Source organism: Streptomyces sp. NPDC001002 (assembly GCF_053599215.1).
This window is the reverse complement of sequence record NZ_JBSFLV010000008.1, coordinates 1-26,933: the sequence shown is the minus strand read 5'-3', so window position 1 is coordinate 26,933 and position 26,933 is coordinate 1. Positions and strand designations below refer to the sequence as shown.

The following is a 26,933-nucleotide window of genomic DNA, read 5'->3' as shown; positions in this document are numbered from 1 at the left end:
CCTGCACTTCAGCAGGGGTCGCGTCCGTATTGAGAGAGTGGCCACCGGTATCGGCCTGATACAACCGCATATCTTGCAGCCAGGCCCTTTTAGGCCGGAGATGGGCATTTCGTTTCCGACGGAAGAATCCCAGACCGTATATGCCACGTCACCTTGAGAGCGGTATAGTCCGATCGTCAAATGCCGGTGATTGCACGCCAGTTGCTCTTCCTTCCCAGAAGTGGAGGCCAGGTCACCTCGCGTGTCGCGTGATGAGCGCAGATGCAACTCGGTCCCCCTCTGACCGCCTTGGCCAATCCCACGAGAACCTGCCGCAACCTGGTCCCTTTCCCCTCACGCCTTTCCCCACAAGTGACCGGGATTCCTCCTCGTCTCCGACACATCTCATCGAAAGCTTCCCTCTTTCGTGGCCATCACCGTGCACGAGAACCTGCCTGCCGGTCGGCATGCCGCCGTTCCGTCCGGCAGTCCCTTTCGGCGCATCTATGCTCCGCGCGCGGGTGACGCGCTGGCGTTCTCCATGGCGACGTACGCCATGCCGCTGCTGGTCCTCACCATTACCGGTTCCCCGTCCTTGACCGGCCTGGCGTTCGCGTTGGAGTGGACTCCGCGGATCGTGGCGTTCGTCCCGGCCAGCCGTGCCGTGGACCGCCGGGGCGCGGCAATCGTCTGCTTCATCGCCTCCCTCGCCCGCGCCACAGTGGTGGCACTCGCGGCGGTCGCCCTGCTCATGCTTCCGCGGGGCACGTCCGAGACCGCGGTCGTGCTGTCTCTGGCGGCCGTCACCGGCACCCTCTCCCAGTTCGGTTTCGTCGCCAATGAAGCAGTCGGAGCGATCGCCACCCGGCGGGACAAAACGCGGTCTCATGGAATCCAGGCGGTCCTCGTCGGCATCGACCTGACGGCCGCGGTCGTCGGCCCACTGATCGCCGGATTCCTTCTCCTGGCAGGGCCGGGATGGATGCTCGGGTGTCTGAGCGCGGTGTCCTTGGTGGCCGCCGTACTCGGTCTGCAGACTCCCCCGACCCCGTTGCGCGCCGCACGCTCCGACGCCGCAGGAAACAACAGTGCGCTACGCCTGGGCCTGCATACTCTGCTGACGCTTCCCGTCCTGGGCTGGCTGGTGGCCGGGCTGGCCTGTTCCAACCTCGCCCTCGGGCTGCTCCAGTCGGCCAGTCCTGTGATCGTGGTGGAGACCTTCGGGCGTTCTTCCGCCGACGTCGGCGCCATGTGGTCGGCCGCCGCCGCGGCGACCTTGCTGGCGATCACATGCTGCCGCCTTGCGGTGCGCCGTCTCGACCTCTGGGGGGTGGGCACAGTGTCGGCGACGCTCGCCTCCGCCGCGTGTCTCGCCATTGCCGAAGCTCCGTCCTACGGCTCCTACACCGTCCTCATAGCGATCTTCATGGCGGGAGACGGTGGCCTCACGGTCGTGTTGCGCACAGTGCGTTCGCTGATCATCCCCGTCACCGCGCTCGGCGCCACCCTCTCCTTCACGATGCTGCTGCTTCTGCTGCCCTTCCCCGCAGCCGGCATCCTCGTAGCGCTCACCCCGCCGGCGCACCTCGGCACCGTCATCCTGGTCTGCGCCCTCATACAGGCCGTCGCTCTGGGCGTCATCTTCGTAAGACTCCGCAGCGAACCCACCCTGCGCATGGTCGCCGGCAGACAGTGAAGACCTCGGCAAAGCCCCTTTGTCCAGATCCTCATCGCCCGACAACAGGAGTCGCCCGGCGCCGCCCAGCCGTCCCCCCGTGCTGGATCACGCGACGCGAGGTACCGCTCCCGGTACCGAGTGCGGTACCTTGCGTTCATGCCTGCACTCAACGTGGAATTCACCGAAGACGAGATGGCCCGGCTCCGCGAACGGGCAGCGCTCACGGGTCGGAGTCTGAAGCAGCACGTGCACGATGTGACCGTGCAGGAGGCAGACCGGCTCGCCTTCGTGGAGGGGGCGGTCGAGGAAGCCGCCCGGGTGCTGCCCGGTGTCGTGGCCCGCTTTCCCGAGGGACAGCGGTGAGCCCGATCATCCGTGTCGATGTCGGCTGGGTCCTGCAGATCCAGTCGGCGATCTCCCCGCTCAACGTGCCCATCGCCGACTGGGGCGCACTGGGGTTCATGGCAGACCGGCACACGTTCGAGCGGGAGCGTGGGGTCCTGTACTACGAAGAGGCCGCCTCCCGAGCCGCCACTTTCCTGCACACCGCGCTACTGCTGCGCCCCTTCACCGACTACAACCTGGTCATCGGCTGGGCCTGCGCCAGCCAGTACATGCACGTCTCCGGTCAGCCTCTCCAGGCCAAGGACGACGATCTGTACGAACTCGCCCGGGCGGTCCGGGGGCAGGAAGCCGATCTGCGCGCCGTCGCGCAGCGGCTGGAGTCCTGGCGCGGCGAGTGACACTGTGCAGGGCCGGACGGTCGGACCGGGCTTGGCCCTGACACTGCCCAGGCGCTGGAGGTTGACTACCGCCGGCACGGGTCGTGCTTCGGCGTCAGCCACGGTCGTTGTCTATTGCACCGTCGCCGACACCGCGAAGGAGCCGTCCGGCTTGGCGGCAGAAGACGTCTGGTAGGTGTAACCGCAGTCCGGCGAGGCCCCGTCCGCCATTCGCCTCAGAGATCAAGCCACTGCTCTCGAAGGCCTCCCGAGGAGAAGGCCTGCTGCGGCTGCCCGACAGGCTCGTCCCGGCGGATGCTTCAGCTTCGCGGCGGGATGTCCAACGACCGTACGAGCTGGGTCACTTCCTCCCGGAAGAGCTTGTCCGGATTGGTCGTCTGATTACGCAGATGGCCGTAGATCTCCAGCGAGACAAGGCCGTGCAGGCGCCCCCAGAGGCGCAGGGCGAGCGCGACGGCAGCGGGCGGCAGGCCGGGAAAGTCCGTGCGGACTTTGTCGACGAGCCCGGCGTCGAAGTCGGACCACCCGAACTCGCTGCTCTCATGGAGGTGTTCGGCGTGCGGCCAGGCGGCTGCCGCGAGCGCGGTGAGTCCCGCGCAGACCCGGTGGGCAGCCTCCGGGGCGGCGCCTCCGTGGGGGGTGTTGTAGCCGGGAACGGGATCACCGTAGACGAGCCGGAAGCCCTCGGGGTTGGCCAGGGCCCAACTGCGGAAGGCGTCGGCCCAGCTCTGGATCCGGGCGGCTGGCCCCTTGGCGGAGGCGCTCTCCCAGGCGGCGTCCACGGCGTCGGCCAACTCGGTGTACACGTCGTTGATGAGCACGGTGATCAGGTCGTCGCGGGTGGCGAAGTAGCCGTAGATGGCGTTGGCCGTCATGCCCATCTCGCGGGCGATGGCCCGAAGGGTAATGGCCTCGGGCCCGCCAGCGGCCATCAACACCAGCGCCACGTTCTTGATTTCGGCCGTCGTCTCGGCCCGCAGCCGCTCGCGTCGCCCCGTGCTTCTCGCCCTGCTCGCTGTACCTGCCACCTGCATACTCTACAGCGTCACCAAGATTGGATGCCGTGAACAATCTTCACGGCGTATAGTAAACGCACGGCGTATCCAACTTGGTTGATTGCGCCTTCACATCCGCATGAAGAGGGGGAACCATGCACATCGGAGTCGTCGGAGCCACCGGGACCATCGGCAGCCGGGTCGTTACCGAAGCCCTCGACCGAGGACATCACGTCAGGGCACTGAGCCGAGACGCCTCGCAGCCGCAGGCCGACGAGAAGCGAGAGAACATCACCTGGGCGAGCGTCGACGTCCTGGACGCGGCGAGCATCACGGCCGTACTGCCCGGCCTCGACGTTCTCATCAGCGGCTACCAGCCCGGCAACGCCGCCAAAGACTTCGAGGACACCGTCCGGCGTTCGATCGCCGACCCCACGACCCACTCCAGCGTGGCGCGCGCCTTGTTGAAGGCGCTGGAGAGCCATCCGCGGATCCGGCTGATCGTGATCGGCGGCGCAGGCAGCCTGGAGGTCGAGCCCGGGCTGGTGCTCGCCGACTCGGCCGAGCGCATGCACGAGATCCTCGACCAGCTTGGGCTGCCCCGCGCCTACGCGGCGTCGGCGCGCGGTGCCCGCGACGGTTTCAACGTCCTGCGCACCTCGAACCGGCTGTGGACCTACTTCAGCCCCGCCGAGGAGATCGCCCCCGGCGAGCGTACCGGCCGCTTCCGCACCGGGGGCGATCAAGCGGTTCGCGACGCGGAGGGGCGCAGCCGCATCTCGGCGGAGGACGCGGCGGTCGCCCTGATCGACGAGGCGGAGCTGCCGCAGTTCGTGCAGAGGCGCTTCACGATCGGATACTGAAGAGACACGTGTTGCGCCAAGGCCTCGGCCGCCACAGCGGCGGCCGAGGCCTTCGCTCAGGCGGGCACAGCGGCGCGCCGAACGCTGTCTTCGGCCGAGGAGCCCCCTTCCTGGCGAGGCTTGATCGAGGCGTCCTGAACAGCCCACCGGGGGAACGGAAGTGCGGGAAACCCTGAACGTACGCCACCGCTCGGCTAGCCTCGTGATCCCTTGGGGCCGAACTGACGTACGGCACACATCACTTCGGGGGATCCTTGTCAGAACAGCGGCCGATGCCACCGGACTTGGCAACGAACGAGGCCGCCGCAGTCCGGCAGACCGGTGCCTCACCCCTACGCCTCGGCGACCCGGACCGCATCGGCCCCTATACGCCGCTGGCACTGCTCGGCCGCGGCGGTATGGGACGGGTCTATCTGGCACGTCCGGCGGACGGCTCTCCCGGTCTGGCCGCAGTGAAGGTGATCAGGCCGGAGTACGCGGACGATCCGGACTTCCGGCGCCGGTTCGAGCGTGAAGCGTCGGTGCACGAACAGGTCAGCACGTCGCACACACCGAGACTGCGCGGCACGGGCTTCCAGGACAAGTTGCTGTGGATGGCCACCGAGTACCTCCCGGGACTCGATCTTGCGCATGCCGTACGGGAGCACGGCGCCCTGGAAACGGCCGCGGTCTGGCGTCTGGTGGCGGAACTGGGGCAGGCGCTGGCCGACCTCGCGGCCACGGGGATCGTGCACCGGGATCTGAAGCCGTCCAACGTACTGGTGTCCGTCGAGGGCGCGCATGTGATCGACTTCGGCATTTCGAAGGCCATGGACGCCAGCACGATCACCGGCACGGGTGTCCGGGTGGGAACTCCGGCCTACATGTCGCCGGAACACTTGAGGACCGGCAGATCCGAAACGGCGTCGGACGTGTTCTCACTCGCCGGGACTCTGGTGTACGCGGCGGCGGGACGTGCCCCGTTCGGCGACGGTACGGGACTCGACGTAATGCACCGGGTGGCATTCGAGGAGCCGGATCCCGAGCTTCTCGCCGAGATCTCGGCCGCCGACGCGGCACTCGGCTCACTACTGACCGCCTGCCTGGCCAAAGAACCCGAACGGCGGCCCACAGGACAGGACTTGACCAATGCCGCCGGGGAACTCGCCGAATCGACCGTGTGGCCCGAGCCGCTCGCCGACCAACTGCTCGCCCGGCAGCGGGCGTACGAGGTGCTGTACCGCATCCCCGTCGCATCCCAAGCCCGATTACGGTCTCCTGACGAACGGCCGATGGCGATGCCGTCGGCACCGGCCGGGCGGGGCGGCCAACCTGGTGCGCCCGTTCTCGAACCACCGGTGGTGGCCGCCGCCGACGCCTCCGGGACACCATCGGCACGCCCCCAGGAGAGCAGGGTCCGCACCTGGGCACGGAGAAAGTCGGTACAGTCCGTTGCCGTGGGCATCGCCGTCTGCGCGGTGGCCGCAGGGGTCTTCGTGCTCAGTCGCCATGACACCCCGCCCGCCGCTTCCGCCCCGGGGACCGCTACGACGACCGGCCGCACCGTGCCCGGCGGCACCGCCTTGTCACCGATACCCGGGGCCTCGGACGCGAGAGCCGCGTCCGGCACGAACGTCGACGGCGCCGCGAACCCGAACGGCGCGGCCGCGAACCCCGGGGATTCCGGCTCCGCCGCACCGGCGGTGCACGGCACTCCCTCCGCTTCCGATGCCGATCCAAGCGCCTCGGCCGACTCGACTCCCTCGTCCTCTCCGAGCAGTCCGCCCACCACCGAGCCCGCGACCCCGGCCTGGATCTCGGACTGCACGTATTACCGCGGCAACGGACGCACGCGCCTGGGGGACAGCGGCAAGCGTGTGCTGCAGGTGCAGTGCATGCTGACGAAGCGCGGATATGGCGTCGGGAACACAGGCGTGGACGGCGACTTCGGTGCCGGAACCGAGTCCGCGGTGCGGAGCTTTCAGAGCGACAAGCTGCTCGACGCCGACGGCATCGTGGGCCACGAGACCTGGCTCGCCCTACGCAGCACGGAGTGACACACCCCGCCCCACCCGCCGCGGTACCGGACTGCGGCGGCTCGGTCGCCGCATCCGACCCGGGTGACACGGCGTTCAAGGATCCCTGGAACGGCACCGCCGGCGAACCGCGCGCGCTGGTGCGTTGTCCGCGGCGCGTGGCCGGCCGGCTCCCGCCCTCCCGCGGGTTGGTTCAGCGGGGTGTCCTGACGTAGGCGTACGGGGCGGAGACGTATGCGCTGTGATGATCTGCGGCACGCAGGGCGGCAGTCAGCCGCCTTCGCGGTTTGAGGCCGAGCTCGGCGGTGGCATGAAGGGCGCCGAGGGCCAACTCGTCCCCGGAGCCCACAGCGGCATACCCCACGGCGGGCTCGCCGACTTGATAGTCGTCATGGACCTCGAAGAGGCGGCCGTGGACACCTACGAGGAAGACGCCTGCCTGTTCTTGCTCGGAGTCCTTGCGGGCCCAGCCACCGTCCTTGAGGCAGGCGCGGACGGCGTTGATGAAGCGCGTGGCCATGAATCGGTCGAGGTCGCCTTCGGGGTGTGGTGCCTCGAACGCGTAGTGCAGGAGCTGGCCCATACGGAACGAGGATGTGAACCCGAGTACATAGGGACCGTTGGCGAAAACCTTCGGGTCGCGGCGGATCGTGAGCTGCGAACCGCTGCTGCCTGCCGAGTCTCCGGCGATGTGCACCCGCCCCCGATGGACCAGGCCGACGATGACGGTCAAGTCACCACCTCCAGGGACTCGTTGGGTCCTTGTCGTCTCGCATGGCCCCGTTCTGCCCTTCGCCCGGGCGGAGTTACCACTTCCGCAAGGAGAACTCGTCACTCGTCGTTCACCCAGCGCATGAGCCGTTGCAGCGGATAGAAGCCGTCGTGGGAGAGGCCCGGCGGCATTCCGCCCGCCCTGCCGAGGGAGACCACGCGCTGCACTCCGGCGCAGGCGAGGGCGTCGCGCAGTTCCGCCTTGCGGGTGTCCGGGTACACGCCGACCGTCTGCGTGGCCACTCCGGCGTGTGCGACGGCTTCGGTCAACGCGCCGACGGGGACGACGTCGACGATCTTTCCGTCCGGGTGGAAGTCGACCGGTTCGGGCGAGCGGATGACCAAGCCCTGGCCGTCGTAGCCGCCCCACACCCGGTAATCGGGCGTCATCGACCGCAGGACGTCGATCTCCTCACGCAGTGCCGAGGTGACCCGTGGACCGCCGGCCGAGCTGAACTCCCTTTCCACGCCCAGCCGTTCGCACAGCAGGGCGGCGTAGCGGTCGGCGTCGGCCCAGGAACCCTCGACGAACTGGAAGCGGCTGGCCACACACGCCTGTTGGTTGAAGAAGGTGGCGTCGGCCGCGCCCGCGTCTGCGGCTCGGGCGAGGGTCTCGGGCGACTCGAACGCCTCGCGGCCGATCAGCGAGATGGACGTCTTGGGGTCGAAAGAGACGAGTTCGAAGCCCGGGCCGACGTATCGCAGTGCGCCGCGGATCGTGGACTCGCCGCCCCAGGCGACCAGTTTGTCGAAGAACTGCGGGCGGAAGAGCACGCTCTCCACCGTCTCGTCGCCGCCGCGCCAGTACACCGCGGAGAAGGAGCGCACCACGGGGTGACCGGGGGCCACCGCCGCCATCGTGCGCAGGATGGCGGTCGCGGTGAAGAGGTCGTTCGAGGGCAGCTTCAGGAGGTTGACGCCCTTGGTGAGGGCGCCGCGTACGACGGACATCGCGGCGACGCCGGGTGCGTTGCCGGCGATGATGTGCACCAGGCGGGGAGGGAACGCGCGGGTGGCCGCGGTCCGGTTCTCGGGCAGGTGCACCTCGCGCCAGCCGTCGAGCACGTCCGCTCCGCCGAGTTCGTGGTCGATCTGGGCGTACAGGCCCGGCCGTTGGAAGCTGCGCCACAGTACGGCGTAGGCCCGTTCGAGGACCTCCGCGGGGAGCGGGCTGACCCGGACCATGCGGTCGAGGGCCTCGGCGAGCAGGCCCTCGCGGTCGGCTTTGAGGGCCTCGCCGGTCTCCACCAGCAGATCGACGATCTCCGCGACCGGCACGTGGAAGGCGGGGCCGGGTTCGGTGCGCGGCCAGACGAGACGGTCGAGGTCGAGTGCCGGTGCGGTGAAAGCCGAGCCGGCTCGGCCGTACGCGACGGGTGAGCCGTGGTCGACCTCGCCGCGCACCACGTGCACGACCTCCGTCTCTGGAACCAGCGCGCCATACGTCGTGGTAGTACTCATCGGTGTCCTTACGCAGCAGGTGAGTTGGATTCGGTCCCTCGTGACATCGGGAAGCCCAGGGGTGCTGAAGTGGCTCCTAGGCTTCCTTTCGCGGATGCACCGGCTTTGGCTGAGTTAGTTTGTGAGCCATGGCCACTGACACGAAGCGGGCGTTCAGGTATCGCTTCCATCCCAGCGATGCGCAGGCGGCCGAGCTGTCGCGGACGTTCGGGTGCGTACGGAAGGTCTACAACCTTGCCCTCGCCGCCCGCAGCGAGGCGTGGACGCGGCAGGAACGGATCACCTACAACCAGACCTCGGCGATGCTGACCGCATGGAAGAACACCGAAGAACTCGCCTTTCTCAATGAGGTGTCGTCCGTTCCTCTTCAGCAGACCCTGCGACATTTACAGACTGCGTTCACCCACTTCTTCGCCAAGCGGGCCAAGTACCCGCGCTCCAAGTCGCGGAAGAAATCGCGGAAGTCCGCCGAATACACCCGCAGCGGTTTTCGCTTCCGGGACGGCCGACTGACGTTGGCGAAGATGGCGGAGCCACTGGACATCGTCTGGTCACGGCCGTTGCCCGAAGGTGCCCAGCCGTCCACCGTGAGCGTGTCGCAGGACGCGGCCGGTCGCTGGTTCGTCTCGATGCTGTGCGACGACCCCTCCATAGGACCGCTTCCCGCCACTGACGCGGCGATCGGGATCGATGTCGGCCTCACCCACCTGCTGGCCCTTTCCACGGGTGAGAAAGTCGCCAACCCGCGGCACGAGCGTCGTGACCGTGCCCGTCTCGCCAAGGCCCAGCGAGAATTGTCCCGCAAGGCCAAAGGCGAGGGAGCCAACCGGGCCAAGGCCCGGCGGAAGGTCGCGAAGATCCATGCCCGGATCGCCGACCGACGCCGCGACCTGCTCCACCAGCTCACCACTCGTCTCGTGCGCGAAAACCAAACGCTCGTGATCGAGGACCTGACCGTGCTCAGCATGGTCAAAAACCGGAGCCTGGCCCGCGCGGTCTCCGACGCGGGCTGGGGCGAGTTTCGTTCCATGCTGGAGTACAAGGCTGCCTGGTACGGGCGGGAAGTCGTCGCGGTGGACCGGTTCCTCCCCTCCTCCAAACTGTGCTCCGCCTGCGGCGCTCTGCAGCATGCGATGCCTCTCAGCGTTCGCACTTGGACCTGCGTATGCGGCATCACGCACGACCGTGACGTGAACGCGGCACGGAACCTTTTGGCCGCCGGGCTGGCGGTGTCTGTCTGTGGAGCCGGTGTAAGACCTCAACGGAGTTCTCCGGGCGGGCAGTCGGCGACGAAGCAGAAAACCCCACGGCGCAAGCCGTAGGAATCCCCCTCGTCCACGAGGGAGAGAAGTCAACTGTGGATCATCCCTCGTACATAGGAGTCGAGTGTCGCGGCGCAGGTGATCTTGTCCTCGCCGCCGAGGTCGCCGTAGCGCCGGATGTCGGGCAGGACGGTCGGTCCCGGTCGGCCGCAGGCGCAGGGCGAGAAGTCGACGAAGACCCGGTCTCCGCTGATCAGCCCGCCCCACCGGCCCTCCAGCGAGACGTCCAGGAAGGCGAACCGGCCCTCCACCACGCCCTGTTCGGTGTTGAGCAGCTTCTCGCCCGGCTCGTCCAGGACCAGTGGGATCACCCACGGCGGCACGTGGTAGTTGCCCGACTCGCAGGCCAGGCAGGAGCCCTGAAGTTCCGTCATGCCGTAACTGCGCACCCGCCGTACGCCGTCGTAGAAGGCGGCGAACTGCTGCTGGTAGTCGTCGGGCAGGACCCCGTTCTTGTTGCCGCCGCCGCTGAGGACCAGCGTGTCCGGGTGGAGGCTCCCGTCGGGTACGCCCTGGGCCCGCAGTGCCTGGATCAGGGTGAACTGCTGGTTGTTCATCCCGGCGATCAGCAGCGGCTCGGTCCGGTGTGCGGCGATGTCGTCGACGATCTGGGCGACGGCCGCGCCAAGTTCCTCCTCGCGGGCCCCGGATGCGGCCTCGAAGGAGCTGATCTCCTGCGGGGTCGCGGTGCCCTCCGCCATCCGGCGGCGCAGCAGGGCGCTGCTCATCAACTCCGAGACACGCATGGGTTCTTCGGTGAGCAGGTGCGTCTCGCCGGGTCGTGCGAAGACGTCCGCGTGCCAGCGGTAGCCGTCGATCGAGCGCATCGGACCGCTCGCCGGTGCCAGGAGATAGCCGCGGCGGGTCCGCTCGGGCGGCAGCGGCTCGGGCCAGCAGGTGAGGTTCTCCAGGATGTCGTGCAGGAAACTCAGGTCGCTGGTGTCGCAGTTGAGGAAGGAGACCTTTCCCGAGGTGCCGCTGGTGATGTACGGGCGGTGGCCGGCGGCGGTGACGCGGTCGGTCCATTCGTCGATGTCGTTCACGCCCTCGACGTCGACGTCTCCCGGCTCGACCACCGACACCGTCGTGTACCAGCGCAGGAGCCGGTCCCACCGGCCGCCGGTGATGAGGGAGAGGGGGTACGACTTGTAGCTGGTGTGGGAGAACAGCAGGGGTACGAGGTCGTCGAGACCGTTGATCCCGTGTACGCCGGTCTCGTCCGCCCGGGTGCGCAGCAGCGGGATGCGCTCGCGGTGGGCGGCGAAAGCCTCCCGCGCTGCTTCGAGCTGCAACTCCCGTACCTCGTGGGCGGGTTGGTCGAAGGTCTCGCCGGACCGGGCGAGGGCCCGGATCTGTTCGCGTGCGCTGGGCACGGCAACCACCTCAATCGGTCAGGACGTCGGGTTGTTCGCGAGGTAGGAGGACTCGATGGCGTCGAGGTCTCCGCGCAGTTCCTTCGGGGTGCCGGTCATGACGACGCGGCCCCGGCGCAGGACGTAGACGCGGTCGGCGATGTCGAGCACCTTGTGCACGTGCTGTTCGACCAGCAGTGCGCCGAGGCCCTGGTCGGCCGCCTCGCGGACGGCGCGCAGGAGGCGGTCGACGACCAACGGGGCGAGACCCAGGGAGAGTTCGTCGGCCAGGAGGAGCCGGGGCGTGCGGCACAGGGCCCGTGCCAGCGACAGCATCTGCTGCTCGCCGCCGGACAGCATGCCCGCGCCGGTCCTGAGTCGTTTTTCGAGTTCGGGGAAGAGCTCGACGGCCCGGTCGGCAGGCACCCGCCCGACGCGTAGGTTCTCGGTGGTGTCGAGGCGGGTGAAGACCGCGCGTTCGCCGACATAGGCGAGGCCCTCGCGGGCACGGCGGTGCAGGGGCGCGTGGCCGGGCGTGCCCAGCCAGCGGACCTCGCCGCTCATCGGCGTCAGGTCGCCGGACAGCGCCCGGAGCGTGGTGGTCTTGCCCGCGCCGTTGGGGCCGAGGAGGGCGACGACCTCGCCCGGCCGGACCTCCAGGTCGAGGTCGCTGACGACGGGTCGGCTGCCGTATCCGGTGGACAGGGCGCGGGTCGCTATCAGGGGCACTTCTGTGTCGTGCACGAGGTCTCTCCTCAACCGGAGTCGGCCGGAAACCGAAGTCGACCGGAAACGGCGGCCGGCCGTACCCAAGCGGACTCAGCCGTGCGACGCGGCCGTCAGGACCTTCCGGACGTCGACGAATGTCGACCCGGCCTTCGCCCACTCGATCTTCCCGTCGCGGATGACGAGTTCGGTGGCGGTCGTGTTGTGGATGCGGTCGAGTCCCTTGATCGGCAGGGCCGTTGACGCCTTCCAGTTCAGGGGCGGGGTCAGGCCTCCGGTGTCGATGCCGGCGGTGGTGTTCAGTTCCTGCACCAGCGCCTTGGCCGAGATCGTCGGCAGCTTCTTGGCCGCCTCGGTGAAGACCTTCAAGGCGACCCAGGTGGTGGCGTTGGCGCCGTTGGTGGTGTCGATGTCCTTGCCCTTGGCCGCGGTGACGAAGTCCTTCCACACCGCGTCGGAGGTCGGCGGGTAGTAGCCGGTGATCGCGGCGCCCTCCAGAGGACTGCCGCTGCCGCCGGTGCTCGCGGCCAGTTGCGGGGTGAGGTTGCCGACGACGCTGGCGAGCTTGGTCTTGTCGCCGGACTGGACGTACGACTTCACGAACAGGTCGGAGGCGGTGCCCAGGATGACGCTCACGCAGTCGCTGCCCTTGGTCGCGGCGACCTGTGGGGCGAGGTCGGTCGCGGTGAGCGGCACCTTGAGGTCCTTGGGCGCCGCCCCGCCGGCGGAGACCGCGCCCAGGGTGAGGAAGTGCGAGACCACGGCCGCGGCGGCCACGTCGTACCGTACGCCGGTGATCTTCTTGCAGCCCTGCTCCACCAGTTGGCGGCCGTGGGCGGCGAACACCACCGGGGTGCCGCCGTTGACCGGGAAGGACAGCGGGTTGGAGAACTCCGCCGCGGAGACACCGGTACCGCCGATGTACGGGATGCCGGCCTTCTGCAGGATGGGCATGTAGCGGTCCCCTGCGAGGCTGTACGAGCCCACGACCGCGGCAACCTTGTCCGCGACGGCCTGCTGGGCGCACTTCTCGGCCTCGTCGGGGTCACCCTTCTCGTTGCAGAACTCGACCTTCAGGGGCCCGCCCTTGATCCCGCCGTTGGCGTTGATCCACTTCTCGTAGGCCTGGGCGGTGAGGTGGATTCCGGGCTGGGCGCTGCCCTGGGTGTTCTCCGGCGCCCAGACCATCACCTTGACCGGGGTGCCCTTGAGCGAGGAGGTCTCGGCCGAGCTGTCGGCCGACGCTCCTCCCCCGCAGCCTGCGGCGAGCAGGGCTCCGGTCACCGCGAGAGCGCTCGCTGCGGCAGTTCTGCGTAGGCGTGAGTCGTTCATGGTCCCTCCGGGGCTCGCGCCCAAAGTGGGCGACGTCGAGATGCCGAACAGCATGGGGTGCATTTTTGGGTTAGTGAAGTACTCTCGGCACAATTATTTAAATGAATGCACTGTCTCGTCCCGTGTCTGGGAGGTTCCTCGGATGGACGACGTCCTGCGCTTCGCGCTGCTCGGCCTGGGGCTCGGCGCCCTCTACGCGCTCACCGCGCACGGCATCGTGCTGGTCTACCGGGGCTCCGGCGTCCTGAACTTCGCGCACGGCGCGATCGGCATGGCCGGCGCCTACGTCCAGTGGGAGCTCGCCGTCCAGCACGGTGTGCCGTACTGGCCCGCCACCGCGTGCGGAGTGCTCACCTCCGCCGTACTGGGCGTGCTCACCCACCTGTTGGTGATCCGCCCGCTGCGCAGGGCGTCCACCCTGGCCCGGCTGGTCGGCACCCTCGCGGTGTTCATCGTGCTCACCGCGATCGCCGTCAAGCGCTACGGCGACAGCCTGCAACTGGTCCCTGGCAAGCTGCCCACCCGGCTGCTGACGATCGCCGGGGCGACGGTCTCCGAGGACCGTGTGTGGCTGCTCGGCATCGCGATCGCGGTGACCGCGGTGCTCCATCTCCTCTACAGGCGCACGCTGTTCGGCCTCGGCACCACCGCGGTCGCCGAGAACGAGGGCGCCGCCGCCGCGCTCGGCTGGTCCCCTGACCTGATCGCCGCCGGCAACTGGGCGCTGGGCTCCGCGCTCGCGGGACTCACCGCCATCCTGATCGTGCCGGTGATCGGTCTGTCGGTGACCGGGCTGACCACACTGCTGCTGAGCGCGCTGGCAGCCGCCCTGATCGGCAGGTTCTCGTCGTTCCCGATCACTCTGGCGGGCGGTCTGGTCATGGGGGTCGCGCAGTCCGAACTGACGCGTTTCGGCTCGGGCGTCACCGGGCTCGCCTCGTCGGTGCCGTTCCTGTTCATCGCTCTGGTGCTGGTCGCCCGCGGCCGGGCGCTGCCGCTGCGCGGCACGTTCCTCGACCGGCTCCCGGCCCTGGGCACGGGCAGGGTGCGTCCCGTCCCGGTCGCGCTGGCCGTGGTGGTCGGGCTGGTGCTGGTGAGCCTGTCCACCCCGCTGTGGGCCGACGCGATCACCAGCACGCTGGTGCTCTCCCTGATCATCCTGTCGATCATCGTGGTCACCGGTTACGCGGGACAGGTCTCGCTCGCTGCCTACGCCCTCGCCGGGACCGGTGCCTTCATCGCCGGGCATGCCGCGGCGGACTGGGGCTGGCCCTTCGAACTCGCGCTGCTGGCAGGCGTGTTGGGTACGGTGCCGATCGGCCTGCTGTTCGCGCTGCCGGCCGTGCGCACCCGCGGGGTGAACCTCGCGATCATCACGCTCGGGCTCGGCACCACCCTGGAGGCGATGGTCTTCCAGAACACCGACCTGTCGACGACTCCCGGCAGCGACGGCATCGCGGTGGGCAAGCAGACGCTCTTCGGCATCAGCATCTCCGGGGTCGACCATCCGCAGCGCTACGCTGCCGTGGTCCTGGTGCTGTTCGTCGCCGCCGCGCTCGTGGTCGCCAACGTCCGGCGCAGCCGCACCGGCCGCCGCCTGATCGCCGTACGGGCCAACGAGCGGGCCGCCGCCGCCCTCGGTATCGACGTCCGCGCGGCCAAGCTCTACGCCTTCGGCCTGTCCTCGGCCATCGCCGCGCTCGCCGGAGTGCTGACCGGCTTCCGCTCGACGTCGGTGGTGTTCTCCGACTTCGCGAGCTTCGACTCCGTCACCGCGCTCGGGCTCGCCGTCATCGGCGGGGTCGGCTTCCTCGTCGGCCCGCTGTTCGGCGCCACGTTCGCCGCGGGCACGGTCGGCGCCCGGTTCGGGGACCTGGTGCTGCCCGGGCTGAGCGAGTGGATGCCGTTGATCGGCGGGATCGTCCTGGTACTGACCCTGGTGGGCAACCAGGACGGCATCGCCAAGGAACTCGGCAGGCAGGCAAGGGGACTTGAACGAAAGCTGCGCCCGCAGCGCGCCGCCGTCGCACCCGAGGAGAAGACGGACCCCCTGCCGGACGTACCCCGCGCCGCACCGCTCCCCCTGCACGTGCGCGACCTGACGGTCCGCTACGGCGGTGTCGTCGCCGTCGACGGGCTCTCGCTGGACGTCGAACCGGGCCGGGTGGTGGGGCTCATCGGCCCCAACGGCGCCGGCAAGACCTCCGCGATCGACGCCGTCACCGGCTTCACCCGGGCCGCGTCCGGCAGCGTCCTCCTCGGTGAGCGGGACGTGACCCGGGTGCCGGTGCACCGCCGGGCCGGGGCCGGGCTGAGCCGGTCCTTCCAGTCGCTGGAGCTGTTCGAGGACATGACGGTCCTGGACAACCTCTACGCCGCCTGCGAGCGACCCGAGCGGTGGACCTGGCTCACCGACATGATCCGCCCCGGCAGCCGCCCTTTGCCCGCCCAAGTACTGGTCGCTGTAAGGGAGTTCGGACTCCAGGAGAGCCTGGATCGGCCGGTGGGCGATCTGTCGTACGGCGAGCGGCGGTTGCTGGCGATCGCGCGGGCGGTGGCGACCTCACCGTCCGTGCTGCTGCTTGACGAACCGGCGGCGGGGCTGTCCGACGACGAGACACGGGAGTTGGCCGAGCTGGTGCGGCGGCTGGCCGAGGACTGGGGCATGGGGGTGCTGCTCGTCGAGCACGACGTCGACATGGTGATGAGCGTCTGCGACCAGGTCGTCGTCCTCGACTTCGGCCGCCGGATCTGCGCCGGCACCCCGGACGAGGTGCGCCGCGATCCGGCGGTCCGGGCCGCCTACCTGGGCGACCTGGAGCCGGAGACACTGTCCTGACGGTGGTTCAGGCGTCCCGCAGGTCCGCCACGTACGGCTGGTGGGACAACAGTCCGCCGTCCACACGCAGAGTGTGCCCGGTGATGAACGCGGACTCGTCGGAGGCGAGAAAGACGACCGCCGAGGCGACGTCCTCCGGCCTGCCGAGGCGCGGGGTGAGGTGATGGCGGAGCATCTTCTCCCGGATCGCCCCGTGCGCCGAACCGGCGCTCGCCGGCGTGACGATGAACCCCGGCGCGATGGCGTTGCAGCGCACGCCCTGCTTGCCGTACTGGGTGGCGACGTACTGGGTGAGGTTGATGAGGGCGGCCTTCGAGGCGCCGTACGCGGGATTGCGCAGGTCGCCCGCGAGACCGGCGCCGGACGAGGTGTTGATGATCGAACCGGCGCCGCGGGCGATCATGTGCGGGACGGCGGCCTGGATCGCGACCATGGTGCCGCGGAGGTTGATCCGCATGGTGTCGTCCCAGACCGCCGGGTCGGCCTCCAGGACGGCGAGGTCCTTGCGGGCGGCCAGGTGAGTGGCCGCCGCGTTGTTGTGCAGGACGTCAAGGCCGCCGTAGGTCTCAACTGCCGTGGCCACCATGGCCCGTACGGAGTCGATGTCACCCAGGTCGACCGGAACCGCGGTGGCGGATCCGCCTGCCGCCCGGATCTCCTCCGTCACCGCCTTCGCGCCGTCGAGGTTCAGATCCGCTACGACCGTGAGGGCGCCCTCGGCCGCCACGCGGCGGGCGGTGGCCGCGCCGATGCCGGACGCGGCCCCGGTCACGATCGCGATCTTGTCGTCGAGTCGTCCCATGACTCAACCACCTTTCTCAGTCGGTGAGTTCGCTGCCCACGACGGACACGAACGAGACGCATTCGCCGGGGCCGCCGCCGAGGTTGTGGGTCAGGGCGAGCGAGCGGCCCTCCGCCACGGCCCCGACCGTCCGCTCGGGCGGTGCCTCGCCGCGCAGTTGGAGCCAGGCCTCGAACATCATGCGCAGTCCGGAGGCGCCGATGGGGTGGCCGAAGGCCTTCAGGCCGCCGTCCGGGTTGACCGGCAGGGAGCCGTCCAGATCGAACGCGCCGCTGGTGACGTCCTTCCAAGCCTGTCCGCGTTCCGAGAAGCCGAAGTCCTCCATGAGCACCAACTCCGTTGGTGTGAAGCAGTCGTGGACTTCCGCGAGGGCGAGCTCGGCGCGCGGGTCGGTGATGCCCGCCTGCCGGTAGGCCTCCTGGGCCGAGACGACGACTTCGGGGAAGGTGGTGAAGTCGTAGTCGGGATCGAGGAGTCCGTCGGCCGGGCCCGCGACGAAGGACAGCGCCTTCACGAAGATCGGCTTGTCGGTGTACCGGTAGGCGTCTTCGGCCCGTACGACGATCGCCGCCGCCGAACCGTCGGATACCCCCGAGCAGTCGAACACGCCGAGCATGCCCGCGATGATCGGCGCTGAGCGGATGCGCTCCAGCGGCACCTCCTTGCGGAACTGGGCGCGGGGGTTGCGAGCGCCGTTGACGTGGTTCTTCCAGGCGATGCGGGTGATGACGTCCTTCAACTCCTCTTCCGCGAGGCCGTACTTGGCGGCGTAGGCGGGGGCGAGCAGGGAGAAGTTCGCGGGCGCGGTGATCTCGCCGCGGCTGTCGTCGCCCGCACCCGGCATCGAGGTGCCCGAGAGCCCGGACATGCCGGAATCCTTGAGCTTCTCCACGCCGACGGCCATCGCCACGTCGTACGCGCCGGAGGCCACCGCGTAACAGGCGTTGCGCAGCGCCTCGGAGCCGGTCGCGCACATGTTCTCCAGGCGCGTGACCGGCTTGTACGGCAGATGCAGCGGGCGGCTCAGAGTCAGCCCGGAGACTCCGGAGGCCTGGGTGCCGAGCCAGAACGCGTCGATGTCGTCGAGCGTGATGCCGGCCGAGGTGACCGCCTCGCCCACGGCGTCGACCAGCAGGTCGTCCGCCGAGCGGCCCCAGTGTTCGCCGAAGGGCGTGCAGCCCATGCCGACGATCGCGACCCGGTCCCGGATTCCGTGCGAGCTCATACGGCTGTCCCCTCGGTCTCGCCCGTGCGCAGCGGCCGGGCCTTCCAGAAGTAGTTGTGGACGCCGGCGGCGGTGACCGTGCGCCGGAAGGTCATCTCGACCCGGGCGCCGATGACGGCGTCGGCCTCGGTGGCGTCGGTGAGCTGGCAGCGGAACCTGCCTCCGCCGTCGTAGTCGACGACCACGACGAGCATCGGCGGGCTCGGTGTGTGGGCCAGCCGGTCCACGGTGAAAGTGGCGACCGTGCCGGGCACGTGCTCCATCGGCTCGTCGGTCATGGCGTCGATGCTCCGGCAGGACACGCACACCCGGTCCGGCGGCAGATGCCGGGTCCCGCACTTCTCGCAACGGGAGGCGACGAAGCCGTACTTCCAGCTGTTGCGGCGGTGCGCGGGCGGGGCGTAGGGCGGCTCGGGGTCCGGCCTGCGGGGCGGCTCGCGGTCGAGGAGGCCCCGCCAGGAGAGGTAGGTGGCGTACGGCATGGGGGCGCTGCCCGCGGCGATCTGCGCGACGACGGGGCGGGCGGCGCGGTGTGCGGGGAGGGCGTCGGTGGTGCGCAGGAGCAGGACTCCGGCGCCGTCGCCGAGCACGACCAGCGCGATGATCCGGCCGGGTTCGGCCCGGTCGAGTACGTCGGCGAGGAGCAGGCCGGGCTGGGCGGTGCCGGCGTTGCCGATCTGCGCGGTGAGGTCGGCCGTCGCGGCCTCGGGACGTACGCCTGCGGTACGTCGGACCGTCGCGCACGCGCGTGCGTGCAGGCCGGAGACGATGAAGTGGTCGATGGCGGCGCGGTCCAGGCCCGCCTGGTCGAGGGCGGCAGTGAGCGCCTTGTCCGCGAGGGAGGCGTAGATCTCCTCGGCGAAGCGCTCCTCCCAGACGCGGGAGGCGGGCGCGCCGGGCAACCGCCAGCGGTCGAGGATCTCGTCGCTGACCGTGTCGTGGGCGAGCAGTTCGGCGAGTACGGGGGCTCCGTTGCGGTGACCGCCGAAGGCAAATGCCGCCGCGCCGTCGCCGCCCGCGCTCTCCTCGCTGCCGCCCGGCAGGCCGGTGCGCAGGTCGGACAGGACGGTCAGGGTCGGCACCGGGGAGCGGGCGGCGGTGACCAGCGCGCCGAGGCCGGAGCGGACGGAGCCCGCCATGTCGACGGCGAGGACGTGCGTGTCGAGGCCGAGCGCGGCGTGCACGGCGGTCGCGTTCGTCTTGTCGAGGTAGGCGGGCGCGGCGGTGGCGAGGAACAACTGGCCGATGCGGGTGCGCAGTCCGTCCCTGGACAGGGCGTTGCGCGCCGCCTCGACGGCCATCGACGTGGTGTCCTCGTCGTAGCCCGCCACCGCGCGCGTGCCCCGGGACGGGGCCGTCCCGAGGGTAGCGGCGATATCGGCCCGGGCGAGGCGGTGGTACGGCACGTAGGCGCCGTATGCGATCAGTCCGGGCATCAGCGTCCTCCCTTGGGGTCGGTGGTGTGGGTGGGCCGTTCGAAGACGGCGGCCAGGCCCTGGCCGCCGCCGAGGCACATGGTCTCCAGGCCGTAGCGGGCCTGGCGGCGGTCGAGTTCGCGCAGCAGGGTGGCGAGGATGCGGCCGCCGGTGGCGCCGACGGGGTGGCCCAGCGAGATGCCGGAGCCGTTGACGTTGAACCGCTCGAAGTCGGCCTCGGTCAGAGCCCATTCGCGGGTGCAGGCAAGCACCTGGGCGGCGAAGGCCTCGTTGAGTTCGATCAGGTCGATGTCGGCGAGTTTCAGTCCCGCGCGGTCAAGTGCCTTGGCCGTGGCGGGTACCGGGCCGATGCCCATCGTTTCCGGGGGTACGCCCACGACGGCCCAGGAGACCAGACGGGCCAGGGGGCGCAGGCCGAGTTCGGCGGCGCGCTCGGGGTGGGTGACGACGCACAGGGCGGCGCCGTCGTTCTGTCCGCTGGCATTGCCCGCGGTGACGGTCGCCTCGGGATCCCGGCGTCCAAGTACGGGACGCAGGCTCGCGAGTTTCTCCAACGTCGAGTCGGGGCGCGGGTGTTCGTCGCGGTCGACGACGGTCTCGCCCTTTCTCGTCCGTACGGTGACGGGCACGATCTCGTCGGTGAAACGGCCCTCGCGCTGGGCGGCGACCGCCTTCTCGTGGGAGCGCAGGGCGAGTCGGTCCTGCTCCTCGCGGGGAATGACGTACTCGCGCCGCAGGTTCTCCGCGGTCTCCAACATCCCGCCGGGAACAGGGTGGTTGACGCCTCCGGAGGTGACCCGTCCGCGGGCCAGCCGGTCGTGCAGGGTGGCGTCCGCGCCGCGCACGCCGAAGCGGATGCCGGTGGTGTAGAACTCCGCCTGGCTCATCGACTCGACGCCGCCGGCCAGCACGAGGTCGCTCGCGCCGGTCTGCACCTGCATCGCCGCCGTGATGATCGCCTGCAGTCCTGAGCCGCAGCGGCGGTCGATCTGCAGTCCCGGCACCTCCACCGGCAGACAGGCGTCGAGGGCGGCCACGCGACCGATGGCCGGGGCCTCGCCGTTGGGGTAGCACTGGCCAAGCAGGACGTCGTCGACGGCGGCGGGCGGGATTCCGGTGCGGTCCAGTACGGCGCGTACGACGGCGGCGGCCAGCTCGGTCGCCGGTACGTCGCGGAAGACGCCTCCGTAGCCGCCGACGGGGGTACGCACGGGTTCGCAGATCACCGCGTCACGCAGGAGGGCGGGCATCGGCCAGGCCTTTCATGAGGGGTCACATGTACCGGCCGCCGGTCACCTCGACCACGGCTCCGGTGACGTAGCTCGCCATGTCGGAGGCGAGGAAGAGGACGACCTGGGCGACCTCGGCGGGTTCGCCCGCGCGGCCCAGGGGGATCTCGGCGAGCTTCGCGTCCCAGGCGGACGCCGGCATCGCCTCGGTCATGGCGGTGCGGATCAGGCCCGGCTGTACGGCGTTGACACGGATGCCCGCCTTGGCGAGTTCCTTGGCGGAGGCCTTGGTGAGGCCGACGAGTCCGGCCTTGGCGGCGCTGTAGTTCGTCTGGCCGAAGTTGCCGACCTTGCCAGCGATGGAGGAGATGTTGACGATGCTGCCGCCGTGTCCGTGCGCGCGCATCGCCTCGGCAGCGTGCCGGGTGCCGTTCCAGGCGCCGGTGAGATGGACGTCGACGACCGCGCGGAAGTCGGACACGGCCATCTTGCGCAGGGTCGCGTCGCGGGTGATCCCGGCGTTGTTGACCATGACGCCGACCGGGCCGAAGGTGTCGGTGCAGTGGGCGACCAGGGCGGCGACCTCGTCCTCGTCGGTGACGTCGCAGCGCAGCGAGGTGGCGGCGATGCCGTTCTTGGCGAGGCGTTCGGCGGCTTCCGAGGCGGCGTCCTCGTTGATGTCGCCGAGGACGACGGACGCGCCCGCGGCGCCGAGCACGCCGGCGATCTCGAAGCCGATGCCCTGTGCGCCGCCGGTGATGACAGCGTTCCGGCCGTCCAGCAGTCCCATGTCAGCCCGCCCTTGGCTCGACGCCGTCCCTCACTATTTCTTCTAAATAGATAACCTATTATGCTGAAACAATCAATACAGCGATCGGCTGGGCGAGCGTGGCCGGGCGAGGCCGAGCAAGGGGAGCACACGGGTGGACATCAGCTATCCCGCGGAGACCGAGACGTTCCGCACCGAAGTCAAGGAGTTCCTCGCCGAGACGCTGCCGCCGGGCTGGAAGGGCATCGGCGCCCTCGACGAGGAGGCCGCCTGGGCCTTCGCCCGGGACTGGCGGCGCCTGCTCGCCGAGCAGCGCTACCTCTCCCTGACCTGGCCCGAGCAGTACGGCGGGCGCGGCCTGTCCAAGCTCCACCAGGTGGTCCTGATGGAGGAACTCGCCCTGGCCGGTGTGCCGTTCGGGCTGCCGCAGGACACCTTCGGCGTGAAGATGCTGGCGAACACGCTGCTGCGCTGGGGCACGGACGAGCAGCGCGGCCACTTCCTGCCGCGCATCCTCAGCGGCGAGGACACCTGGTGCCAGGGCTACTCGGAGCCGGACGCGGGCTCGGACCTGGCCTCACTGACGACGCGTGCCGTCCGCGAGGGCGACGAGTGGGTGATCGACGGCCAGAAGGTGTGGACGTCCGGCGCCCACCACAGCGACTGGATCTTCGTGCTGGCCCGCACGAACCGCGACGCCTCCAAGCACCGCGGCATCTCCTTCCTCCTCGTCCCGCTGGACCAACCCGGCGTCGAGGTCCGCCCGTTCCGCATGATGAGCGGCCAACTCCACTTCAACGAGGTCTTCTTCAACGGCGCCCGGACCCGCGCCGATCTCGTCGTGGGCGGTGTCGACAACGGCTGGACCGTCGCCCAGAGCCTGTTGGGCGTGGAGCGCGGGCAGGAGGCGGCGACCAACCCGATCCTGTTCCGGGCCGAGGTGGAACGCCTGGTGGAACTGGCCCGCCTGTACGGGAAGGACCAGGATCCGATCATCAGGCAGCGGATCGCCTGGTGCTGGTCCAAGGTCGAGATCATGCGCTACCTCGGCTACCGGATCCTCACCGGCTGGCTCAAGGGCGCGGAGCCGGGCCCCGAGTCGTCGATCGCCAAGCTGTTCTGGAGCGAGTACCACACGAAGGTCACCGATCTCGCGATGGACATCATGGGCCTGCACGCCCAAGTGCCGGTCGGCCGCCCGCCGTTGCGCACCTACCGCACGGACGACCCCGGCGCCTCGAACTCCTCGGCGTCCTGGTCGACGACGTACCTGATCGCCCGCTCCGGGACGATCTACGCGGGCACCTCGCAGGTACAGCGGAATATTCTCGCGGAGAAGGTGCTGGGGTTGCCGCGCGAGCCAAGGGCGATGACTGGTTGAAGCGGGGCCGGCGACGGCTGGGCCAGTTCGGCGGCGCCCCCAGTGGCGTGGTCGATCAGCGGCTGCCGCCGCGTCGGTCGGCTCCGAGTACGCCCGGCCGGGCCGATTCCGCATCCGCGCGGTCGGCCGCGACCGCCCCGGCCCCGCCTTCGCGTGGCCGACTCTCAGCCCCGCGGACTCACTCGCGCGTCTCGAACGTCCCGAGTCCGGGCACCGGACGCGGCCCGACCCCCGGTTGCCAGCCCGCGTCGAGCTTGCGCAGGCCCACGCCGTCCGGGGCCCAGATGTGGCAGCTGTTCAGCACCCCGGCCGTGGCGCGCGGGCCGTTCGCGGGTTCGCCCGCGTCTCGGCTGCGCGCGTTGGCCGACATGGCCGCCTGGACCACGGCGGGGCCCAGCACTCGGGCCAGTTCGTAGAGGTGGGAGCAGCCCAGGACGCCGCGGAACCGTTCCTGGATCGCCCGGTTGTAGCCGGCGGAGACGCAGAGGCCGATCAGGCTGTCGAAGACCGGGGTGATCAGCGGGCACTCGGCGTGCGGAAACGTCAGCATGTCCGCGTCGGCGGCCACGATGGTCATGTCCGCGAGGCGGACCCGCACCGCCAGCACCATCCGGTGGACGTCGGCGACCGCCGGTTCCGCCCACGGCCGCTCGTCCCGCAGCTCCGCCTCGACCGAGATCTCCTCGCCGCCGGGCTCCAGGTGGGCGGTGACGGTGATGGTGCGGCGGTGCAGCGGGAGTTCGACGCGGCTCATGACGAGGCCTCCGCCGGCTCAGGCACGTTCTCCCCGAGGCCCGCGAACTCCGGCGGCCGGCGCTCGATGAAGCTGCGTACACCCTCGCGGTAGTCCGGGGCGCGTTTCGCCGTGGCCAGCAGCGCGGCGGCGGCGGCCCGGCTCTCGGTGAAGCTTCTCGCTTGATCGTCGGCCAGTTGCCGCTTGATGAGGGACATCGCGTACGGGCTGGCCGAGCGGGCGAGTTCAGTGGCGTAGGCGAGGGCCGCCCGGAGCAGTTCCTCCGGCTCGACGAGACGGTTGACCAGGCCCATCGCCTCCGCCTCCGTGCCGGTGATCCGGCGCGAGGAGAGCAGCAGGTCGCTCGCGTTCCCGTAGCCGACGAGCCGGGGCAGCAGCCACGAGACGCCGTCCTCGGCCACCAGGCCGCGCGCGCTGAACGCGGCGGCGAACTTGGCGCCCGGCACGGCGAACCGCACGTCGCACATGAGCGCCTGATTGAAGCCGATGCCGGCGCAGGCGCCGTTGACGGCGGCCACCAGGGGCTTGGGGAACGACATGGGCCGGGTGCGCGGCGGCAGCCGGTCGGTCGGCCAGGGGCGCGCCCCTGAGGACGCGCCGTCCAGCACGCTCATGTCCATGCCGGGACAGAAGCTGCGTCCCGCGCCGGTGAGGACGACTGCCCGTACCGCCGGATCCGCCTCGGCGCGGTCGAACAGCTCGTTGTAGAGCAGCTCCATCTCCAGCGTCCAGGCGTTGTGCCGCTCGGGCCGGTTCAGAGTGAGCAGCATGACCCCGTCGCCGGTCAGCTCGCTGAGGATCACCGGGGCCACATGCTCGTTCATCGAGGTCACTCCCAGAGCCCGCGTTGAGTTTATAGCTAGATGAATCATCTATATACCCAACCATGGCCCGGGCACCAGATCGGGCCCCGCCGACGAAAGATCATCCAGACCTTGACCTGGTACCCTCGATGCACTAAGACGATTCATTTTGCTATATGACGGAGGAGCCCGCCGTGGCCGAGGCAGCCCGTGCAGAAACGCCCACCGTGCCCGTCCCCGCGCGTGGCCGCGTCGGACGTCAGGTGCGTGTCCCGAAGACCGCCGAGTTGGTCGCCGCGGAGCTGCGCCGCCAGATCGTACGGGGCGAGCTGAAGCCCGGCGATGCCCTGCCGCCGGAGTCGGGCCTGATGGAGCAGTTCGGCATCTCGCGGCCGACGCTGCGCGAAGCGTTCCGCGTCCTGGAGTCCGAGTCGCTGATCACGGTACGGCGCGGTGCGCACGGCGGCGCCCGGGTGAGCGCGCCGGACTCCGATGTCGCCGCCCGCTTCGCCGGCCTGATCCTCGAATACCGCGGCGCCACACTGGGCGACGTCTACCGCGCCGCGGCCGTCATCGAGCCGCCGTGCGTGCGCCAACTGGCCGCCAAGCACACGGCGGACGACATCAAGCGACTGCGCGACGCGGTGGCGGCCGAGAAGACCGTCCTGGACGACCCGCTGGGCCTGGTCGAGGCCCAGGACACCTTCCACGCCCTGCTGGTCGAACTGACCGGCAACCAGACGCTGATCCTCCTCTGCGGCATGCTGCGCAACATCATCGACCGGGCCAACGCCTCGTACACCGCGGCGGCCACCGACGCCGAGACCCAGAAGGCGCAGGCCCTGAAGGGGCATCGGGCCCATGTGCGGCTGGTCGGTCTGATCGAGTCCGGCAAGGCGGACGAGGCCGAGAAGCTGTGGCAGCGCCACATCAGCGGCGCCGACGACGTGGTGAACGGGGCCGGCCCCAAGACGGTGCTCGAACTCTTCGACTGACCAGGCGAACTCTCTTCGACTGACCAGGTGAACTCTCTTCGACCGACCGGGCGGACCCTCGTCGGCTGACCGGGCGGACCGAGGATCGCCGAGCCGTTCCGCCGTTCTCACCTCTACCCCTTGCCGTTCTCACCTTCACCCCTTGCGTCTCCGAAACAGTTAGATAATTATAGGAGGCGTACTGAATAGATCTGGGGTCCGGAGGCGACGGCCATGGCCGAACAGCGCAAGCCCATCTTCGACTGCGACCAGCACATGTACGAGGAACGGGACTCCTTCACCCGCTACCTCCCGAAGGAGTTCCTCGGCCAGGCGGTGGCCCCGGTGACGCTCCCGGACGGCCGCGAGGTCATCCTGGCCGGGGACCGGATCGTGGTCTGTCTGGAGCCCGAGTTCGGGCAGGTCTACCGGCCCGGCTCGCTCAAGGAGATGCTCAAGGCGATGGCCTCGGGCAACCCCGACGAGACGTACCAGTTCGAGCCGATGCACGAGTCGTACCAGAACCGCGAGGCCCGGCTGCGCGTCATGGACGAGCAGGGCCTGGACCAGACGATCATCTACCCGGGCGGCTGGGCACTGGTCGCCGAGGAGTACGTGCAGGGCGTCGAACCGCTCTACGCCAACTACCACTCGTTCAACCGCTATATGAACGAGGTGTGGGGCTTCAACCACCAGGACCGCATCTACTCCCCCGCGTTGCTCTCGCTGCGCGACCTGGACCACGCGGTCAAGGAGTTGGAGTACGTCCTGGACAAGGGCGCCCGGTTCATCATGCTGCCGACCGGGCCCCAGTACGGCCGCTCGCCGGGCGACCCGTACTTCGACCCGTTCTGGAAACTGGTCAACGAGGCCAAGGCCAGCGTCTGCTACCACATCAGCGAGTTCTACTACAACTCGCATGTCGCCCCCGCCTGGGGTCACGACGCGAGCCCGATCCACTTCCGGATGTCCGCGTGGCAGTGGATGAACACCTACGGCCAGCGCCCGATCGAGGAGACGCTCTCCGCTCTCATCTTCGACAACCTCTTCGGGCGCTTCCCCGACATCAACGTCCTGGTCTCGGAGTTCGGCGCCGAGTGGGTCCCCCACTTCGTCCGGCACATGGACAAGAGCCGCGGCATGGGCCGCAACGGCCCCTGGATCGGCGGCCAGTTGGCGGAGCGGCCCAGCCAAGTGTTCCGCAAGCACATCCGCGTGGTGCCCTACCCGGAGGACGACATCCCGAGCCTGGTCAAGCGGCTCGGCTACCACGAGTCGATCGTGATGGGCTCGGACTTCCCGCACGCGGAAGGCATCGCCAACCCCGCCGACTACCGCAAGCTCCTCGCGGAACTCGACGAGTCGGTCCAGGACGACATCATGTACAACAACGCGCAGCAGCTGATCAGCCGCTGAACCCCGAACGCCACCGCCTGGCGGCGGACCTGGTCAACCGACCAGGTCCGATCGGAAGAGCAAACTTA

23 protein-coding genes are annotated in these 26,933 nt (G+C 69.6%); 10 read left to right on the top strand and 13 right to left on the bottom strand.

Annotated elements, in window-relative coordinates:
• Positions 1 to 406: 406 nt before the first annotated feature.
• The 3 genes from ACWDR3_RS06390 (at position 407) to ACWDR3_RS06380 (ending at position 2,400) form a co-directional block, all read left to right on the top strand.
• Positions 407 to 1,675 (top strand): MFS transporter, encoded by a 1,269-nt coding sequence (locus ACWDR3_RS06390; RefSeq protein ID WP_450351264.1) that lies wholly within the window; start codon positions 407 to 409, stop codon positions 1,673 to 1,675.
• 138 nt (positions 1,676 to 1,813) lie between these two features.
• Entirely contained in the window at positions 1,814 to 2,020 is a 207-nt protein-coding gene (locus ACWDR3_RS06385) for a hypothetical protein (RefSeq protein WP_043665140.1), read from the top strand.
• Positions 2,017 to 2,400: a hypothetical protein gene (locus ACWDR3_RS06380; RefSeq protein WP_450351262.1), complete on the top strand. Its 384-nt coding sequence runs from the start codon at positions 2,017 to 2,019 to the stop codon at positions 2,398 to 2,400. Before ACWDR3_RS06385 ends, ACWDR3_RS06380 begins: the two co-directional genes overlap by 4 nt.
• A gap of 299 nt (positions 2,401 to 2,699) precedes the next feature.
• Here ACWDR3_RS06380 and ACWDR3_RS06375 read toward each other — a convergent pair whose 3' ends face one another.
• Positions 2,700 to 3,428: a TetR/AcrR family transcriptional regulator gene (locus ACWDR3_RS06375; protein WP_450351260.1), complete on the bottom strand. Its 729-nt coding sequence runs from the start codon at positions 3,426 to 3,428 to the stop codon at positions 2,700 to 2,702.
• Positions 3,429 to 3,550: 122 nt separating this feature from the next.
• Here ACWDR3_RS06375 and ACWDR3_RS06370 point away from each other — a divergent pair, with 122 nt between their 5' ends.
• A complete protein-coding gene (locus tag ACWDR3_RS06370; protein ID WP_450351258.1) occupies positions 3,551 to 4,258 on the top strand; it encodes an NAD(P)-dependent oxidoreductase in 708 nt (235 codons plus the stop codon).
• Between the two features lie 272 nt (positions 4,259 to 4,530).
• Positions 4,531 to 6,294 carry a protein kinase domain-containing protein gene (locus ACWDR3_RS06365; protein WP_450351256.1) on the top strand — a complete coding sequence of 588 codons (1,764 nt, stop codon included), beginning with the start codon at positions 4,531 to 4,533 and terminating at the stop codon, positions 6,292 to 6,294.
• 172 nt (positions 6,295 to 6,466) lie between these two features.
• On the opposite strand, the gene ACWDR3_RS06360 is transcribed toward ACWDR3_RS06365, so the two are convergent.
• Together ACWDR3_RS06360 and ACWDR3_RS06355 are read right to left on the bottom strand one after the other, a co-directional pair.
• Complete coding sequence (locus ACWDR3_RS06360) at positions 6,467 to 7,006, bottom strand: hypothetical protein (protein WP_450351255.1); 540 nt, start codon at positions 7,004 to 7,006, stop codon at positions 6,467 to 6,469.
• Positions 7,007 to 7,104: 98 nt separating this feature from the next.
• Positions 7,105 to 8,505, bottom strand: coding sequence for an acyl-CoA reductase (locus ACWDR3_RS06355; RefSeq protein WP_450351253.1), 1,401 nt, complete (start codon positions 8,503 to 8,505; stop codon positions 7,105 to 7,107).
• A gap of 128 nt (positions 8,506 to 8,633) precedes the next feature.
• Between ACWDR3_RS06355 and ACWDR3_RS06350 the strand changes: the two genes are divergently transcribed.
• Positions 8,634 to 9,827, top strand: coding sequence for an RNA-guided endonuclease InsQ/TnpB family protein (locus ACWDR3_RS06350; protein ID WP_450351252.1), 1,194 nt, complete (start codon positions 8,634 to 8,636; stop codon positions 9,825 to 9,827).
• 29 nt (positions 9,828 to 9,856) lie between these two features.
• On the opposite strand, the gene ACWDR3_RS06345 is transcribed toward ACWDR3_RS06350, so the two are convergent.
• The 3 genes from ACWDR3_RS06345 to ACWDR3_RS06335 all read right to left on the bottom strand — a co-directional run bounded on the left by ACWDR3_RS06345 (position 9,857) and on the right by ACWDR3_RS06335 (position 13,237).
• Complete coding sequence (locus tag ACWDR3_RS06345; protein WP_450351250.1) at positions 9,857 to 11,200, bottom strand: hypothetical protein; 1,344 nt, start codon at positions 11,198 to 11,200, stop codon at positions 9,857 to 9,859.
• Positions 11,201 to 11,218: 18 nt separating this feature from the next.
• Complete coding sequence (locus ACWDR3_RS06340) at positions 11,219 to 11,923, bottom strand: ABC transporter ATP-binding protein (RefSeq protein ID WP_450351249.1); 705 nt, start codon at positions 11,921 to 11,923, stop codon at positions 11,219 to 11,221.
• 75 nt (positions 11,924 to 11,998) lie between these two features.
• The gene (locus ACWDR3_RS06335) at positions 11,999 to 13,237 is read right to left on the bottom strand and encodes an ABC transporter substrate-binding protein (protein ID WP_450351247.1); all 1,239 of its coding nucleotides are present in this window, start codon (positions 13,235 to 13,237) and stop codon (positions 11,999 to 12,001) included.
• A 142-nt stretch (positions 13,238 to 13,379) separates the two neighbouring features.
• Here ACWDR3_RS06335 and ACWDR3_RS06330 point away from each other — a divergent pair, with 142 nt between their 5' ends.
• The gene (locus tag ACWDR3_RS06330; protein WP_450351245.1) at positions 13,380 to 16,076 is read left to right on the top strand and encodes an ABC transporter permease subunit; all 2,697 of its coding nucleotides are present in this window, start codon (positions 13,380 to 13,382) and stop codon (positions 16,074 to 16,076) included.
• A gap of 7 nt (positions 16,077 to 16,083) precedes the next feature.
• On the opposite strand, the gene ACWDR3_RS06325 is transcribed toward ACWDR3_RS06330, so the two are convergent.
• From ACWDR3_RS06325 to fabG, 5 genes are read right to left on the bottom strand one after another with little or no spacing between them, the layout of a single operon-like run.
• The gene (locus tag ACWDR3_RS06325; RefSeq protein ID WP_450351244.1) at positions 16,084 to 16,878 is read right to left on the bottom strand and encodes an SDR family NAD(P)-dependent oxidoreductase; all 795 of its coding nucleotides are present in this window, start codon (positions 16,876 to 16,878) and stop codon (positions 16,084 to 16,086) included.
• 16 nt (positions 16,879 to 16,894) lie between these two features.
• The gene (locus ACWDR3_RS06320) at positions 16,895 to 18,103 is read right to left on the bottom strand and encodes an acetyl-CoA acetyltransferase (protein ID WP_450351242.1); all 1,209 of its coding nucleotides are present in this window, start codon (positions 18,101 to 18,103) and stop codon (positions 16,895 to 16,897) included.
• Positions 18,100 to 19,539, bottom strand: coding sequence for an OB-fold domain-containing protein (locus tag ACWDR3_RS06315; protein WP_450351241.1), 1,440 nt, complete (start codon positions 19,537 to 19,539; stop codon positions 18,100 to 18,102). The genes ACWDR3_RS06320 and ACWDR3_RS06315 overlap by 4 nt, the downstream gene beginning before the upstream one ends.
• Positions 19,539 to 20,789: an acetyl-CoA C-acetyltransferase gene (locus tag ACWDR3_RS06310; protein WP_450351240.1), complete on the bottom strand. Its 1,251-nt coding sequence runs from the start codon at positions 20,787 to 20,789 to the stop codon at positions 19,539 to 19,541. Before ACWDR3_RS06310 ends, ACWDR3_RS06315 begins: the two co-directional genes overlap by 1 nt.
• 22 nt (positions 20,790 to 20,811) lie before the next feature.
• On the bottom strand, positions 20,812 to 21,558 hold the full coding sequence (gene fabG, locus ACWDR3_RS06305; RefSeq protein ID WP_450351238.1) for a 3-oxoacyl-ACP reductase FabG: 747 nt from the start codon (positions 21,556 to 21,558) through the stop codon (positions 20,812 to 20,814).
• A 133-nt stretch (positions 21,559 to 21,691) separates the two neighbouring features.
• On the opposite strand from fabG, the gene ACWDR3_RS06300 reads away from it, so the two are divergent.
• Positions 21,692 to 22,918, top strand: a complete 1,227-nt coding sequence (locus tag ACWDR3_RS06300) for an acyl-CoA dehydrogenase family protein (protein ID WP_450351237.1) — start codon at positions 21,692 to 21,694, stop codon at positions 22,916 to 22,918.
• A 178-nt stretch (positions 22,919 to 23,096) separates the two neighbouring features.
• On the opposite strand, the gene ACWDR3_RS06295 is transcribed toward ACWDR3_RS06300, so the two are convergent.
• The gene (locus ACWDR3_RS06295; RefSeq protein ID WP_450351235.1) at positions 23,097 to 23,672 is read right to left on the bottom strand and encodes a DUF2889 domain-containing protein; all 576 of its coding nucleotides are present in this window, start codon (positions 23,670 to 23,672) and stop codon (positions 23,097 to 23,099) included.
• The gene (locus ACWDR3_RS06290) at positions 23,669 to 24,496 is read right to left on the bottom strand and encodes an enoyl-CoA hydratase-related protein (protein ID WP_450351233.1); all 828 of its coding nucleotides are present in this window, start codon (positions 24,494 to 24,496) and stop codon (positions 23,669 to 23,671) included. Before ACWDR3_RS06290 ends, ACWDR3_RS06295 begins: the two co-directional genes overlap by 4 nt.
• Positions 24,497 to 24,651: 155 nt before the next feature.
• On the opposite strand from ACWDR3_RS06290, the gene ACWDR3_RS06285 reads away from it, so the two are divergent.
• Together ACWDR3_RS06285 and ACWDR3_RS06280 are read left to right on the top strand one after the other, a co-directional pair.
• Positions 24,652 to 25,470, top strand: a complete 819-nt coding sequence (locus ACWDR3_RS06285; protein ID WP_450351231.1) for a FadR/GntR family transcriptional regulator — start codon at positions 24,652 to 24,654, stop codon at positions 25,468 to 25,470.
• Positions 25,471 to 25,683: 213 nt separating this feature from the next.
• The gene (locus tag ACWDR3_RS06280) at positions 25,684 to 26,865 is read left to right on the top strand and encodes an amidohydrolase family protein (protein WP_450351229.1); all 1,182 of its coding nucleotides are present in this window, start codon (positions 25,684 to 25,686) and stop codon (positions 26,863 to 26,865) included.
• Positions 26,866 to 26,933 lie beyond the last annotated feature (68 nt).

Excerpts from the sequence above, each read along its gene's own strand:
- ACWDR3_RS06385 (WP_043665140.1), top strand. The coding sequence starts at position 1,814 with ATGCCTGCACTCAACGTGGAATTCACCGAAGACGAGATGGCCCGGCTC.
- ACWDR3_RS06370 (WP_450351258.1), top strand. The coding sequence starts at position 3,551 with ATGCACATCGGAGTCGTCGGAGCCACCGGGACCATCGGCAGCCGGGTC.
- ACWDR3_RS06365 (WP_450351256.1), top strand. The coding sequence starts at position 4,531 with ATGCCACCGGACTTGGCAACGAACGAGGCCGCCGCAGTCCGGCAGACC.
- ACWDR3_RS06355 (WP_450351253.1), bottom strand. The coding sequence starts at position 8,505 with ATGAGTACTACCACGACGTATGGCGCGCTGGTTCCAGAGACGGAGGTC.
- ACWDR3_RS06350 (WP_450351252.1), top strand. The coding sequence starts at position 8,634 with ATGGCCACTGACACGAAGCGGGCGTTCAGGTATCGCTTCCATCCCAGC.
- ACWDR3_RS06335 (WP_450351247.1), bottom strand. The coding sequence starts at position 13,237 with ATGAACGACTCACGCCTACGCAGAACTGCCGCAGCGAGCGCTCTCGCG.
- ACWDR3_RS06330 (WP_450351245.1), top strand. The coding sequence starts at position 13,380 with ATGGACGACGTCCTGCGCTTCGCGCTGCTCGGCCTGGGGCTCGGCGCC.
- ACWDR3_RS06325 (WP_450351244.1), bottom strand. The coding sequence starts at position 16,878 with ATGGGACGACTCGACGACAAGATCGCGATCGTGACCGGGGCCGCGTCC.
- ACWDR3_RS06320 (WP_450351242.1), bottom strand. The coding sequence starts at position 18,103 with ATGAGCTCGCACGGAATCCGGGACCGGGTCGCGATCGTCGGCATGGGC.
- ACWDR3_RS06315 (WP_450351241.1), bottom strand. The coding sequence starts at position 19,539 with ATGCCCGGACTGATCGCATACGGCGCCTACGTGCCGTACCACCGCCTC.
- ACWDR3_RS06310 (WP_450351240.1), bottom strand. The coding sequence starts at position 20,789 with ATGCCCGCCCTCCTGCGTGACGCGGTGATCTGCGAACCCGTGCGTACC.
- fabG (WP_450351238.1), bottom strand. The coding sequence starts at position 21,558 with ATGGGACTGCTGGACGGCCGGAACGCTGTCATCACCGGCGGCGCACAG.
- ACWDR3_RS06295 (WP_450351235.1), bottom strand. The coding sequence starts at position 23,672 with ATGAGCCGCGTCGAACTCCCGCTGCACCGCCGCACCATCACCGTCACC.
- ACWDR3_RS06290 (WP_450351233.1), bottom strand. The coding sequence starts at position 24,496 with ATGAACGAGCATGTGGCCCCGGTGATCCTCAGCGAGCTGACCGGCGAC.
- ACWDR3_RS06285 (WP_450351231.1), top strand. The coding sequence starts at position 24,652 with ATGACGGAGGAGCCCGCCGTGGCCGAGGCAGCCCGTGCAGAAACGCCC.
- ACWDR3_RS06280 (WP_450351229.1), top strand. The coding sequence starts at position 25,684 with ATGGCCGAACAGCGCAAGCCCATCTTCGACTGCGACCAGCACATGTAC.